Origin of the sequence: Leclercia adecarboxylata (genome assembly GCF_006874705.1) — a bacterium.
Classification (GTDB): Bacteria; Pseudomonadota; Gammaproteobacteria; order Enterobacterales; family Enterobacteriaceae; genus Enterobacter; species Enterobacter adecarboxylatus_C.
Map to the genome: position 1 here is coordinate 1,695,316 of NZ_CP035382.1, position 13,521 is coordinate 1,708,836.

At 55.9% G+C, this 13,521-nt stretch carries 14 protein-coding genes, 2 tRNA genes and 1 rRNA gene; 5 read left to right on the plus strand and 12 right to left on the minus strand.

The features are described from left to right. Window positions 1-73 precede the first annotated feature (73 nt). Together ppiC (ES815_RS09120) and ppiC (ES815_RS09125) are read left to right on the plus strand one after the other, a co-directional pair. Window positions 74-355 carry a peptidylprolyl isomerase PpiC gene (gene ppiC / locus ES815_RS09120; RefSeq protein WP_106995953.1) on the plus strand — a complete coding sequence of 94 codons (282 nt, stop codon included), beginning with the start codon at window positions 74-76 and terminating at the stop codon, window positions 353-355. A gap of 49 nt (window positions 356-404) precedes the next feature. Beyond that, on the plus strand, window positions 405-686 hold the full coding sequence (gene ppiC / locus ES815_RS09125; protein WP_032615193.1) for a peptidylprolyl isomerase PpiC: 282 nt from the start codon (window positions 405-407) through the stop codon (window positions 684-686). A 90-nt stretch (window positions 687-776) separates the two neighbouring features. Here the strand turns inward: ppiC (ES815_RS09125) and ilvC are convergent, their stop codons facing one another. Then, window positions 777-2,252, minus strand: coding sequence for a ketol-acid reductoisomerase (gene ilvC / locus ES815_RS09130; protein ID WP_032615195.1), 1,476 nt, complete (start codon window positions 2,250-2,252; stop codon window positions 777-779). Window positions 2,253-2,403: 151 nt separating this feature from the next. Between ilvC and ilvY the strand changes: the two genes are divergently transcribed. After that, on the plus strand, window positions 2,404-3,294 hold the full coding sequence (gene ilvY / locus ES815_RS09135) for an HTH-type transcriptional activator IlvY (protein ID WP_142487537.1): 891 nt from the start codon (window positions 2,404-2,406) through the stop codon (window positions 3,292-3,294). Window positions 3,295-3,320: 26 nt separating this feature from the next. On the opposite strand, the gene ilvA is transcribed toward ilvY, so the two are convergent. The 7 genes from ilvA to ilvL form a co-directional block, all read right to left on the minus strand. Then, window positions 3,321-4,865: a threonine ammonia-lyase, biosynthetic gene (ilvA, locus tag ES815_RS09140; protein WP_142490035.1), complete on the minus strand. Its 1,545-nt coding sequence runs from the start codon at window positions 4,863-4,865 to the stop codon at window positions 3,321-3,323. 2 nt (window positions 4,866-4,867) lie between these two features. Further along, the gene (gene ilvD, locus ES815_RS09145) at window positions 4,868-6,718 is read right to left on the minus strand and encodes a dihydroxy-acid dehydratase (protein ID WP_142487538.1); all 1,851 of its coding nucleotides are present in this window, start codon (window positions 6,716-6,718) and stop codon (window positions 4,868-4,870) included. A gap of 60 nt (window positions 6,719-6,778) precedes the next feature. Further along, window positions 6,779-7,708: a branched-chain-amino-acid transaminase gene (ilvE, locus tag ES815_RS09150; protein WP_142487539.1), complete on the minus strand. Its 930-nt coding sequence runs from the start codon at window positions 7,706-7,708 to the stop codon at window positions 6,779-6,781. 17 nt (window positions 7,709-7,725) lie between these two features. After that, the gene (gene ilvM / locus ES815_RS09155) at window positions 7,726-7,995 is read right to left on the minus strand and encodes an acetolactate synthase 2 small subunit (protein WP_142487540.1); all 270 of its coding nucleotides are present in this window, start codon (window positions 7,993-7,995) and stop codon (window positions 7,726-7,728) included. Beyond that, the gene (gene ilvG / locus ES815_RS09160; protein WP_142487541.1) at window positions 7,992-9,638 is read right to left on the minus strand and encodes an acetolactate synthase 2 catalytic subunit; all 1,647 of its coding nucleotides are present in this window, start codon (window positions 9,636-9,638) and stop codon (window positions 7,992-7,994) included. Before ilvG ends, ilvM begins: the two co-directional genes overlap by 4 nt. 2 nt (window positions 9,639-9,640) lie before the next feature. After that, window positions 9,641-9,691 (minus strand): peptide IlvX, encoded by a 51-nt coding sequence (ilvX, locus tag ES815_RS23845; RefSeq protein ID WP_197090613.1) that lies wholly within the window; start codon window positions 9,689-9,691, stop codon window positions 9,641-9,643. Between the two features lie 86 nt (window positions 9,692-9,777). Continuing rightward, complete coding sequence (ilvL, locus tag ES815_RS09165; RefSeq protein WP_023620831.1) at window positions 9,778-9,876, minus strand: ilv operon leader peptide; 99 nt, start codon at window positions 9,874-9,876, stop codon at window positions 9,778-9,780. 343 nt (window positions 9,877-10,219) lie between these two features. Here ilvL and ES815_RS09170 point away from each other — a divergent pair, with 343 nt between their 5' ends. Continuing rightward, window positions 10,220-11,740, plus strand: coding sequence for a YifB family Mg chelatase-like AAA ATPase (locus ES815_RS09170; RefSeq protein WP_142487542.1), 1,521 nt, complete (start codon window positions 10,220-10,222; stop codon window positions 11,738-11,740). Between the two features lie 25 nt (window positions 11,741-11,765). Here ES815_RS09170 and ES815_RS09175 read toward each other — a convergent pair whose 3' ends face one another. Next, window positions 11,766-12,104, minus strand: coding sequence for a DUF413 domain-containing protein (locus ES815_RS09175; RefSeq protein ID WP_142487543.1), 339 nt, complete (start codon window positions 12,102-12,104; stop codon window positions 11,766-11,768). A 118-nt stretch (window positions 12,105-12,222) separates the two neighbouring features. Between ES815_RS09175 and hdfR the strand changes: the two genes are divergently transcribed. Continuing rightward, a complete protein-coding gene (gene hdfR / locus ES815_RS09180) occupies window positions 12,223-13,044 on the plus strand; it encodes an HTH-type transcriptional regulator HdfR (protein WP_142487544.1) in 822 nt (273 codons plus the stop codon). A 101-nt stretch (window positions 13,045-13,145) separates the two neighbouring features. Here hdfR and ES815_RS09185 read toward each other — a convergent pair. From ES815_RS09185 to rrf, 3 genes are all read right to left on the minus strand, one after another. Then, window positions 13,146-13,221: transfer RNA gene (locus ES815_RS09185), tRNA-Trp, on the minus strand. Between the two features lie 50 nt (window positions 13,222-13,271). After that, window positions 13,272-13,348: transfer RNA gene (locus ES815_RS09190), tRNA-Asp, on the minus strand. 55 nt (window positions 13,349-13,403) lie between these two features. Further along, window positions 13,404-13,519, minus strand: a 5S ribosomal RNA gene (rrf, locus tag ES815_RS09195). Window positions 13,520-13,521: the final 2 nt, after the last annotated feature.

The following is a 13,521-nucleotide window of genomic DNA, read 5'->3' on the forward strand; positions in this document are numbered from 1 at the left end:
GCAGAAAGCCGGGCGCAGATTTACCGGCTAATGATAAAGTGAAGAAAACGCGATGAACCCCGGGAACAGAACCATGAAAAAGACCGCAGCGGCCCTGCACATTCTGGTAAAGGAAGAGAAGCTGGCGCAGGAGATCCTCGCCAAACTGGAGCGCGGCATTAGCTTCGATCATCTGGCAAAGCGCTACTCGAAATGCCCTTCCGGGCGTAACGGCGGCGATTTAGGTGAATTTAAGCAGGGTGCGATGGTGGGACCCTTCGATCAGGCGGTCTTCAGTTGCCCGTTGCTGAAGCCTTACGGCCCGGTGAAAACCAAATTTGGCTACCATATCATTAAGGTGCTGTACCGCAGCTAACGCGTGGTATATTGCGCCCCGATTTTACTCAATCCTTCAAGGCACGATCATGGCGAAAACAGCGGCAGCAATGCACATCCTGGTAAAAGAAGAGAAACTGGCTCTGGAGCTTCTGGAGCAGATCAAGAACGGCGGCGACTTCGAAAAGCTGGCGAAAAAGCACTCCACCTGCCCATCCGGTAAAAAAGGCGGCCACTTAGGTGAATTCCGTCAGGGCCAGATGGTTCCGGCGTTCGATAAAGTGGTATTCTCCTGCCCGGTGCTGGAACCAACCGGCCCGCTGCACACCCAGTTCGGTTACCACATCATTAAGGTGCTGTACCGCAACTAATAAAAAGCCCGGTGGCGCTAACGCTTACCGGGCCTACGATTTTGCGCTTTTCCAGGTCGGGTAAGGCGTAGCCGCCACCCGACAATTTACTTAACCCGCTACGGCGATACGTTTCATATCGGTCATGTAGCCACGCAGCTTCTGACCCACTTTCTCGATCTCGTGGCTGCGAATCGCTTCGTTCACGTCACGCAGCTGGGCATTATCTACCGCGCCTTCGGTAATTGCTTTACCCAGGTCGCCGGTCTGCAGAGTGGTCATGAACTCTTTCAGCAGCGGTACGCATGCGTAAGAGAACAGGTAGTTACCGTACTCTGCGGTATCAGAGATCACCACGTTCATCTCATACAGACGCTTACGGGCGATGGTGTTCGCGATCAGCGGCAGCTCGTGCAGTGATTCGTAGTACGCAGATTCTTCGATGATGCCGGAATCCACCATGGTTTCGAAGGCCAGCTCAACGCCCGCTTTCACCATTGCAATCATCAGAACGCCTTTGTCGAAGTACTCCTGCTCGCTGATTTTGCCATCGAACTGCGCGGCGGTTTCGAACGCGGTTTTACCGGTCTCTTCACGCCAGGTCAGCAGATTTTTGTCGTCGTTTGCCCAGTCAGCCATCATGCCGGAAGAGAACTCACCGGAGATGATGTCGTCCATGTGTTTCTGGAACAGCGGCGCCATGATGGTTTTCAGCTGCTCGGACAGCGCGAATGCACGCAGTTTCGCCGGGTTAGACAGACGGTCCATCATCAGGGTGATACCGCCCTGCTTCAGCGCTTCGGTGATGGTTTCCCAGCCAAACTGAATCAGTTTTTCTGCGTATGCCGGGTCGGTGCCCTCTTCCACCAGCTTGTCAAAGCACAGGAGAGAACCGGCCTGCAGCATACCGCACAGGATAGTCTGCTCACCCATCAGGTCAGATTTCACTTCCGCAACGAAAGAGGATTCCAGAACGCCTGCACGGTGACCGCCGGTGGCCGCCGCCCATGCTTTGGCAATCGCCATGCCTTCGCCTTTCGGATCGTTTTCCGGGTGAACCGCGATCAGCGTCGGCACGCCGAAACCACGTTTGTACTCTTCACGTACTTCGGTACCCGGGCACTTCGGTGCCACCATCACAACGGTGATGTCTTTACGGATCTGCTCGCCCACTTCAACAATGTTGAAGCCGTGGGAGTAACCCAGCGCCGCACCGTCTTTCATCAGCGGCTGCACGGAACGCACAACGTCAGAGTGCTGTTTGTCCGGCGTCAGGTTAACTACCAGATCCGCCTGCGGGATCAGCTCTTCGTAGGTACCCACTTTGAAGCCGTTTTCGGTCGCTTTACGCCAGGATGCACGCTTCTCAGCGATGGCTTCTTTACGCAGGGCGTAGGAAATATCCAGACCGGAATCACGCATGTTCAGGCCCTGGTTCAGACCCTGAGCGCCGCAGCCGACGATGACCACTTTTTTACCCTGAAGATAGCTTGCGCCATCGGCAAATTCATCGCGCGCCATAAAGCGGCATTTGCCCAGCTGAGCCAGCTGCTGGCGCAGATTCAGTGTGTTGAAGTAGTTAGCCATGGTGATACCTCGTGATGTTGTGTGTCTTATTGTTCGGTTCGCGTTTCAGCGAGAATGTACCCACATTACAACAGGAAATTTATTGCGGAAATTGATATATTCACAACGTCACGTTGCAATTTATGCAATATAAAACCCTGGAGTGGAATCGGTGGATTTACGCGATCTGAAAATGTTCCTGCATCTGGCGGAAAGCCGTCATTTTGGCCGCAGCGCGCGGGCGATGCACGTCAGCCCCTCCACGCTTTCGCGTCAGATCCAGCGCCTGGAGGAGGACCTCGGCCAGCCCCTGTTTGTACGTGATAACCGCACGGTGACGCTCACCGAAGCCGGAGAAGAGTTGCGTACGTTTGCCCAGCAAACCTTGCTGCAGTACCAGCAGCTGCGCCACACCATCGACCAGCAGGGGCCGTCGCTTTCCGGTGAGCTCCATATTTTTTGTTCCGTGACCGCCGCCTATAGTCATCTGCCGCCCATCCTCGATCGCTTCCGCGCAGAACATCCTTCGGTTGAGATCAAACTCACTACCGGTGATGCCGCTGACGCGATGGAGAAGGTGGTGACGGGAGAAGCGGATCTGGCGATTGCCGGTAAGCCGGAAACCCTGCCAGGCGCAGTGGCGTTTTCGATGCTGGAAAATCTGGCAGTGGTGCTGATCGCCCCGGCCCTGCCCTGCCCGGTGCGTAATCAGGTCTCGGTGGAAAAACCGGACTGGTCAACGGTGCCCTTTATCATGGCCGATCAGGGTCCGGTGCGCCGCCGCATCGAGCTGTGGTTCCGTCGGCAGAAAATCAGTAATCCCTCGATTTACGCCACGGTCGGCGGTCATGAAGCGATGGTCTCAATGGTGGCGCTGGGATGCGGCGTGGCGCTGTTGCCGGAAGTGGTGCTGGAGAACAGCCCGGAGCCGGTGCGTAACCGCGTGATGATCCTCGAGCGCAGCGACGAGAAAACGCCGTTTGAGCTTGGCGTCTGTGCACAAAAAAAGCGGCTGCATGAGCCGCTTATTGATGCGTTCTGGAATTTATTGCCGAATCATTAGCTGCGCTAACCCGGCCTACGATTCACTTAACCCGCCAGGAAGAACCTGAATGCCGGGTTGTGGGTCTCGTCATGACAGTCATAACCCAGCTCGTTGAGCCGCGTTTCGAAATCCGGCTCGTGCTCGCCCAGTTCAAACGCCGCCAGCACGCGGCCATAGTCGGTGCCGTGGCTGCGATAGTGGAACAGGGAGATGTTCCAGTGCGTGCCGAGAGTATGCAGGAACTTCAGCAGCGCACCCGGTGATTCCGGGAACTCGAAGCTGAACAGGCGTTCCTGTAACGGCTTCGATGGACGTCCGCCCACCATGTAGCGCACGTGCAGCTTCGCCATCTCGTCGTCGGAGAGATCCACCACGCTGTAGCCACCCAGGTGCAACAGGTTGAGGATCTCTTTACGCTCTTCCAGCCCGCGACTCAGACGTACGCCGACAAAAATGCAGGCATCTTTAGCATCGGCGAAACGGTAGTTAAACTCCGTCACCGAGCGACCGCCAAGCAGCTGACAGAACTTAAGGAAGCTGCCCTTCTCTTCCGGAATCGTCACCGCTAACAACGCTTCGCGCTGCTCACCCAGCTCGCAACGCTCGGAAACGTAACGCAGACCGTGGAAGTTGACGTTCGCACCAGAAAGCACGTGTGCCAGACGTTCGCCGCGAATGTTGTGCTGGGCGATGTATTTTTTCATGCCCGCCAGCGCCAGCGCGCCGGACGGTTCCGCCACCGCACGCACATCCTCGAACAGATCTTTCATCGCTGCGCAGATCGCATCGCTGTCGACGGTGATGATGTCGTCGAGATACTCCTGGCAGACGCGGAAGGTTTCATCCCCGATGCGTTTCACCGCTACGCCTTCGGCAAACAGCCCGACGCGCGGTAAGTCCACCGGATGACCAGCATCCAGCGCCGCCTTCAGGCAGGCAGAATCCTCGGCTTCAACGGCGATGACTTTGATCTGCGGCATCAGCTGTTTGATCAGCACCGCCACGCCCGCAGCTAACCCGCCGCCGCCAACCGGGACAAACACGCGGTCGAGATGGGCATCCTGCTGCAACAACTCCAGCGCCAGGGTGCCCTGGCCGGCAATCACCATCGGGTGATCGAACGGCGGCACCCAGGTGAAGCCCTGCTGCTGCGCCAGATCGATGGCTTTGGCTTTCGCTTCGTCAAAATTGGCACCGTGGAGCAGCACTTCGCCGCCAAAACCCCGCACCGCATCGACTTTAATATCTGCGGTTGCCACAGGCATGACAATCAGGGCTTTCAGCCCCAGTCGCGCGGCAGAGAACGCCACGCCCTGGGCATGGTTGCCCGCAGACGCCGTGATCACGCCCCGCGCTTTTTGCTCGTCGGTCAGCCCGGCCATCATCGCGTAGGCGCCGCGCAGCTTGAAGCTGTGCACTGGCTGGCGGTCTTCGCGCTTCACCAGAATAACGTTATCCAGCCGCGAGGACAGCTTGTCCATTTTTTGCAGCGGCGTCACCTGCACCGCTTCATAGACCGGCGCACGCAGCACCGCCCGGAGATATTCTGCCCCCTCAGGGGCAGACGATAAGGGTTGGGATTCGGCCATCATTAGCCCCCAAGCTTGGATTTATCGCGCACCGCGCCTTTATCCGCACTGGTGGCAAGGGTGGCGTAGGCGCGCAGGGCAAAGGAGACTTCGCGCTGACGATCTTTCGGCGTCCAGGCTTTATCCCCACGCGCGTCCTGTGCTTCACGGCGGGCAGCGATCTCCTGAGGGCTCAGCTGCAGCTGAATGCCGCGATTCGGAATGTCGATTTCGATCAGATCGCCATCTTCGATAATCGCGATGTTGCCGCCGCTGGCCGCTTCCGGTGAAACGTGGCCGATAGAGAGGCCTGATGTGCCGCCGGAGAAACGACCATCGGTGATCAGCGCACAGGCTTTACCGAGGCCCATGGATTTCAGGAAGGTGGTCGGGTAGAGCATCTCCTGCATCCCCGGCCCGCCTTTCGGCCCTTCGTAGCGGATTACCACCACGTCGCCAGCCACTACTTTACCGCCGAGGATCGCTTCTACCGCATCGTCCTGGCTTTCGTACACCTTTGCTGGACCGGTGAATTTCAGGATGCTGTCGTCCACGCCCGCGGTTTTAACGATACAGCCGTTTTCCGCGAAGTTGCCGTACAGCACGGCCAGACCACCATCTTTGCTGTAGGCGTTTTCCAGGGAACGGATACAGCCTTCCGCGCGATCGTCATCCAGGGTGTCCCAGCGACAATCCTGCGAGAAGGCCTGCGTGGTGCGGATCCCTGCCGGACCGGCGCGGAACATTTTTTTCACTGATTCGTCTTTGGTCAGCATTACATCGTATTGATCCAGCGTTTGCGGCAGCGTCAGACCCAGCACGTTTTTCACGTCACGGTTCATCAGCCCGGCGCGATCCAGCTCGCCAAGAATACCCAGTACGCCACCGGCACGGTGAACGTCTTCCATGTGGTATTTCTGCGTGCTCGGCGCAACCTTACACAGCTGCGGCACTTTACGGGACAGCTGGTCGATGTCCGTCATGGTGAAATCAATCTCTGCTTCCTGGGCGGCGGCCAGCAGGTGCAGAACGGTGTTGGTGGAACCACCCATGGCGATATCCAGCGTCATGGCGTTTTCAAACGCCGCTTTGCTGGCGATATTGCGCGGCAGCGCGCTGGCATCGTCCTGCTCGTAGTAGCGTTTGGTCAGTTCAACGATGCGCTTACCGGCGTTAAGGAACAGCTCTTTACGATCGGCGTGAGTCGCCAGCAGCGAACCGTTACCCGGCTGGGACAGGCCCAGCGCTTCGGTCAGACAGTTCATCGAGTTGGCGGTGAACATACCGGAACAGGAGCCGCAGGTCGGACAGGCGGAACGTTCAACCTGCTCGCTCTGCTCGTCGGAGACTTTCGGGTCGGCGCCCTGAATCATCGCGTCGACCAGGTCGAGCTTGATGATTTTATCGGAAAGCTTGGTTTTACCCGCTTCCATTGGACCGCCGGAGACGAAGATCACCGGAATGTTCAGGCGCAGGGAGGCCATCAGCATCCCCGGGGTGATTTTGTCGCAGTTGGAGATGCAGACCATCGCATCGGCACAGTGGGCGTTAACCATGTACTCCACCGAGTCGGCAATCAGTTCGCGCGACGGCAGTGAATAAAGCATGCCCCCGTGCCCCATCGCGATCCCGTCATCCACGGCGATGGTGTTGAACTCTTTCGCCACGCCGCCGGAGGCTTCAATCTGCTCGGCAACCAGCTTCCCGAGATCGCGCAGGTGCACGTGGCCCGGTACAAACTGAGTAAAAGAGTTGACCACGGCGATAATCGGTTTCCCGAAGTCGGCGTCGGTCATTCCGGTGGCGCGCCACAGCGCGCGGGCACCCGCCATGTTGCGGCCGTGAGTGGTGGTGGCGGAACGGTACTTAGGCATGCGTTATTTACTCCCGTCTATCTGGTAAATGGGACGGTGCGTGCCGTCCCATAATTATGCTTATTGATTAACCTGATCCAACCAACCCCATTTATCTTCGGTTTCACCGGTAAAGAGGCCAAAGAATGCTTCCTGGATACGTTTGGTAACCGGACCACGGCGGCCTTCGCCCACCTGGATGCCGTCAACGCTGCGTACCGGCGTAATTTCTGCTGCGGTACCGGACATAAATACTTCATCGGCCAGATACAGAGATTCGCGGGACAGTACCTGCTCGCGCACTTCGATACCCAGATCCTGCGCCAGCTTGATGATGGCGTCACGGGTGATGCCCGGCAGAGCTGAAGAGGTGAATGGAGGGGTGAACAGAATGCCATCTTTTACTTCAAACAGGTTCTCACCTGCGCCTTCGGAGATGTAGCCATTCACGTCCAGAGCGATACCTTCCTGATAGCCGTGGCGACGTGCTTCGCTGCCAACCAGCAGGGAGGAGAGGTAGTTACCGCCCGCTTTGGCTGCGGTCGGGATGGTGTTGGGTGCGACACGGTTCCAGGAGGAAACCATCGCGTCGATCCCCTGCTCCAGCGCTTCTGCGCCGAGGTAGGCTCCCCACGGGAACGCGGCGATGATCACATCGGTGGTGTAACCGGCTGGCGGGTTAACGCCCATCCCCACATCGCCCACAAATACCAGAGGACGGATATAGGCGCTGGTAAGGTTGTTTTTGCGCAGAACGGCGCGGCAAGCTTCCATCAGCTCGTCAACGCTCTGGGAAACCGGGAAACGATAAATTTTGGCTGAATCACGCAGACGCTGCATGTGTTCGCGATGGCGGAACACCACTGGTCCTTTGTGAGAGTCGTAGCAACGGATGCCTTCAAAAACAGACGTACCGTAGTGAAGCGCGTGGGACATCACGTGGACTTTAGCGTCCTCCCAGCGAATCATCTCACCATTGGACCAAATGAAATCAGCTTTTTTCGTCGTCATTTTTCTTCCTATTGCGCTCAGGCGCGAATTTGTTGTGTTTGCGATGTAGCGGCACGCTGCTGGATATCGACCCGTGCGACGTCGACCAGTTTGCTCAACTGGCTAAACAGTAATTCGACGGGGCGCTGGCTGGCAACGGTCAATTCGATATTTATGTTCTGCGCGTCGGTGGCGGTTTCCATGTTCAAGGAACATATCTGGAACCCACGATGGCGCACCACGCGCAACACACGTTCTAATGTTTCCGGGTTGAAGCGAGCCTGCACGGCGACCTGATGTTGCATCATGATAATTTCTCCAGCATTTGTGAGTTACTGGCGCCGGGCGGCACCAACGGCCAGACATTCTCAAGCTCGTCGATTGAGACATGAAGCAGGTAAGGCCCCTTGCTTGACAGCATTTCATCAAGTGCCGCTTCAACCTGGTCTTTACGGGTGATGTGCTGGCCAGGGATGCTAAAGGCGCTGGCCAGAACGAGGAAATCGGGGTTATCGGTCAGGGTGGTTTCGCTGTAACGCTCCTGGAAAAAAAGCTGCTGCCACTGGCGCACCATGCCTAAACGTTGGTTATCCAGCAGCACGATCTTCACCGGCAGCTGCTTACGCTTGATGGTGCCCAGCTCCTGGACGTTCATCATGAAGGAGCCGTCACCGGAGATACAGATAACCGTATCGTCCGGGCGTGCGACCTGGGCACCCACCGCAGCGGGTAAGCCAAAGCCCATGGTGCCTAAGCCGCTTGAGGTGATGAAGTTTTCCGGGCGCGTGTAGGTCATGTGCTGGGCTGACCACATCTGATGCTGACCTACGTCGGTAGTCACTACGCTGTCCGCAGGCTTACGATCTGAAAGTTGTTTCAACAGTAACGGGGCATAGATCGCCTCACCTGGATGATCGTAACGCCAGTCATGTTCACGGCGCATCTCTGCTGCATGCTGACGCCACGCGTCGATCGTTAAGGGCTGTTGTAATGCGGGCAGCAGCGCATTGAGATCGCCCTGCAAGGCCACGTGCGCCTGGCGGAGCTTATTCATCTCTGCCGGGTCGATATCCATATGAATGACTTTGGCATTCGGTGCGAAAGTGTTCAGCTTGCCGGTTACGCGATCGTCAAAACGTGCGCCCACGGCAATCAGCAGGTCACACTCCTGCACGGCAAGGTTGGCGGCTTTGGTGCCATGCATCCCCAGCATGCCAAGATAGTAAGGGTAGTCGGCATCCACCGCGCCCAGCCCTTTTAACGTGCAGGTCGCTGGCATTTGGGTGACCGCGATAAATTCGCGCAGGGCCGGAACCGCCTGCGCCATCCCCACGCCGCCGCCGACATAGAGCATCGGCTTTTGCGCGTGGGCCAGCATCTGGCTGGCTTCGCTGACTTCGGCAAACGGGAACGCATCGTCATTCTCAACGGTGGAGAAGTGCGGCTCCAGATCGCCCAACGCAACCTGAATATCTTTTGGGATATCAACCAGAACCGGGCCAGGACGGCCTGAGTTTGCCACCTCAAAGGCTTCCGCCATGACGCGCGGCAGCTCTTCCAGAGATTGCACGAGGAAGCTGTGTTTCGTACAAGCCAGTGACAAACCGAGAACGTCCACTTCCTGGAAAGCATCAGTCCCGATGAAGGGAGAAGCAACCTGGCCGGTGATGGCCACAACGGGAACGGAATCAAGCAGCGCATCAGCCAGGCCTGTGATCAGGTTAGTTGCGCCCGGGCCGGAGGTCGCCATGCAGACGCCTGTTTTCCCGGTTGCACGCGCATAGCCAATGGCCGCCATCGCCGCACCCTGCTCGTGTCGGCACAACAGATGTTCCACGCCGCCGTCATACAACGCATCGTAAATCGGCATAATTGCGCCGCCCGGGTAACCGAAGATGGTATCGACTCCCTGCGCTCGCAACGCATGTACTACCCACTGTGCGCCATTCATAGTTACTTCCCCGTCGTAAATCGAGAGAAACAGAATTTTATGCTATTACTCATCGTCTGCTCCTCGCTTATGTTTTAAGGTCATAAAAAAACCCCCGGACCTTTCGGTGCGGGGGTCTTAGTTCGTTAAGGCTTGATTATTAAGCCTTTCCTCGTCCAAGTGCAGCCCCGCACGGTGGGATAATAATCACCACCACGCTAATCACGACCAGGCTAATCACTAGTAGAAGGGCTGTCATTTTCTATTCTTTTTGCATCTTGTTCGAAGGAATACCTAAAGAGTTATCACAGATATCGAGACGAAGACAACATTTTTTTATAATTCACTTTCTTATTACGCTAATAGTTTAGATAAAAATCATTGTTTTTTATGAGAAAAATAGAAAATGAATTATTTTCATTTTTTTGTTGCTTAGCCGAAGCCGAGAAGGAAAGCTTATTGCTATTTGCGAGCGGCCTTCCATAGTGATGAAAAGCTTACAATTTCGGGGAAATATTAAGGAACCGGACGCGTAAAAACGCGATTTGCCGATAAAATTCGGCACCTCATAGTGACATAGTGGCGCTTCAAGGAGGCTCTTTATGTCACTGTCGGTTGTTTTTACCCGCGCTGCGCTAGGTGTTAAAGCGCCGCTGATTTCCGTTGAGGTTCACCTCAGTAATGGCCTGCCGGGCTTAACGCTGGTTGGCTTGCCGGAAACCACCGTCAAGGAAGCCAGAGACCGGGTACGCAGCGCAATCATCAATAGCGGTTATACCTTTCCGGCCAAAAAGATCACGATTAACCTGGCGCCAGCCGATCTACCCAAGGAAGGCGGACGATATGATTTACCTATCGCCATTGCGCTTCTCGCCGCCTCTGAGCAACTCTCCTCTCCCAGACTAAGCGCATACGAGTTTGTGGGTGAGCTGGCGCTCACAGGCGCATTAAGAGGGGTTCCTGGCGCAATATCTGGTGCCCTGGCGGCCATTCAGGCTGGCAGAGAGATTATCGTTGCCAACGATAACGCTGCCGAAGTCAGCCTTATCGAACAAAAAGGCTGCCTGGTGGCAGAGCACCTGCAGGAAGTGTGCGCCTTTCTTGAGGGTCGCCACGAGCTGGCTGCGCCCGTTCAGGAGCCGTTTGCAGTAGAAAACAGCGATCAGGATATCAGCGATATTATCGGCCAGGAGCAGGGTAAAAGGGCGCTGGAGATCACCGCAGCCGGCGCACACAACCTGCTGCTGATTGGCCCACCCGGCACAGGCAAAACCATGCTCGCGAGCCGACTCAATGGTCTGCTACCGCCACTCAGCAACCATGAGGCGCTGGAGAGTGCGGCAATCGTCAGTCTGGTCAACGCCACATCGATGTATAAGCAGTGGCGTCGACGTCCCTTTCGCGCACCGCACCATAGCGCTTCGCTCGTGGCCATGGTAGGCGGGGGGGCAATCCCCGCCCCGGGAGAGATATCACTGGCGCATAACGGCATTCTCTTTCTGGATGAGTTACCCGAGTTTGAACGGCGTGTGCTGGATGCTTTACGCGAGCCTATCGAATCGGGTCAGATTAACATCTCCCGTACCCGTGCAAAGATCAGTTATCCGGCTCGCTTCCAGCTTATCGCCGCCATGAACCCCAGCCCAACGGGTCATTATCAAGGTAACCATAACCGCTGTTCGCCCGAACAGACGCTTCGCTATCTGGGACGCTTATCGGGCCCGTTTCTGGATCGCTTCGATTTATCGCTTGAGATCCCGCTACCGCCGCCAGGTTTGCTAAGCCAGGCGCACAGAGCAGGAGAAACCAGTCTCACCGTACGAAACAGAGTGATCGCCGCGCAGGAGCGTCAGCTGGTGCGGCAGAATAAACTTAATGCCCATCTGGATAATGCGGAGATCCGCAGATTTTGCCCCCTCATGGCAGAGGATGCCCTGTGGCTGGAAGAGACCCTCACCCGATTCGGCCTGTCGGTACGTGCCTGGCAACGGCTGCTAAAGGTGGCCCGTACGATTGCCGACCTGGGGGAAAGTGAAAAGATAGAACGCAGACACCTGCAGGAAGCCCTGAGCTATCGCGCTATCGACCGTTTACTCATGCACCTGCAAAAGATGCTGGAATAAAAAAAGGGGCCGTAGCCCCTTATTCTTAATCGTCTGATTCGGTGTAGTCTTCCGCACCTTCCATCTGTGGTTTACCACCAGACAGGGTGTGGAAACGCTTTGGACGTTTGATACGTGCCATATACTTGATCCATACGCGCTCCGCTTCCGTTACCGGCTCACGTTCGCCACGGCAGACGGCAACAAACGATTTTTCGTCTTCAGTGGAGGGTTCGCGTTTTCCTAAATCCAGTTCATTGAAAGCATAACCGTGGCGCTCAAGCAGTTGTGCTTCTTTGATGGTGAAATCACCATGGCGAGAAAATCCGCGTGGATAATTTTTATTGTCGAAAAAACGATTAGTCGTCGTAAAGCTTTCCGCCATCCTACACGCTCCTATATCTTTGGCCGAGCTATTTATGGCGCGGAGTATTAGTTACGCTTGACAGAGCGTCCAACAAAACATTTAAATCATAACGACAAATTATTTTGCGGAGAAAACCGTGGATACGGAATTGCTAAAAACTTTCCTCGAAGTGAGCAGAACTCGCCACTTTGGGCGCGCCGCAGAAGCGCTTTATCTGACGCAGTCGGCGGTGAGCTTTCGTATTCGTCAGCTTGAAAATCAGCTTGGAGTGAACCTTTTTACCCGCCATCGCAACAACATTCGATTAACGCCTGCCGGTGAAAAGCTTCTGCCCTATGCAGAAACCTTAATGAATACCTGGCAGGCCGCGCGTAAGGAAGTTGCTCATACCTCAAAGCATAATGAATTTTCTATCGGTGCCAGCGCCTCTTTATGGGAGTGTATGCTCAGCCCCTGGCTTAGTCGCTTATACCGCTCTCACGCACAACTGCAGTTTGAGGCCCGCATTGCGCAGCGACAGTCGCTGGTTAAGCAGTTACATGAACGACAGCTGGATCTGCTGATCACCACCGAAGCCCCGAAAATGGATGAATTTAGCAGCCAGATCCTCGGGCAGTTCACCCTGGCGCTTTATGCTGCTGAACCTTCGGCCATGAAAAGCGACCTGAACTATCTGCGACTGGAATGGGGGCCTGATTTCCAGCCGCATGAGACGGGTTTGATTGCCATTGATGATGTTCCGGTCCTGACCACCAGTTCTGCCGAGATAGCCTGCCAGCAACTCGCATCGCTAAAAGGTTGTACCTGGTTGCCACAGCGCTGGGCCAGTCAGAAAGCCGGCCTGTATACGGTGACGGATTCAGCCCTGCTTCAGAGGCCGCTGTACGCCATCTGGCTGCAGAACAGTGACAAGCAAGGGCAAATTAAAGATCTGCTTAAAATCAATGTGATGGATTAAGAGAAGTGTTGCAGGGACGCAACGCAAAGACGACTGAGAGGAAGGTATTTGCTTTCTGACAGGCAAAAAAAAATCCTTTGCCGAAGCAAAGGATTCTTATATGGCAGGGGCGGAGAGACTCGAACTCGCGACACCCGGTTTTGGAGACCGGTGCTCTACCAACTGAGCTACGCCCCTAAATTTCTTACTACTAAGCCTGCTAATAAAGCAGGCTTAGTTTAAATAGGTGGCGGAACGGACGGGACTCGAACCCGCGACCCCCTGCGTGACAGGCAGGTATTCTAACCGACTGAACTACCGCTCCACCGAATACTTCTGTAACCACCGGTTTAATGCCCCGGTTCACTACGTAATTTGATGCCTGGCAGTTCCCTACTCTCGCATGGGGAGGCCCCACACTACCATCGGCGCTACGGCGTTTCACTTCTGAGTTCGGCATGGGGTCAGGTGGGACCACCGCGCTACAGCCGCCAGGCA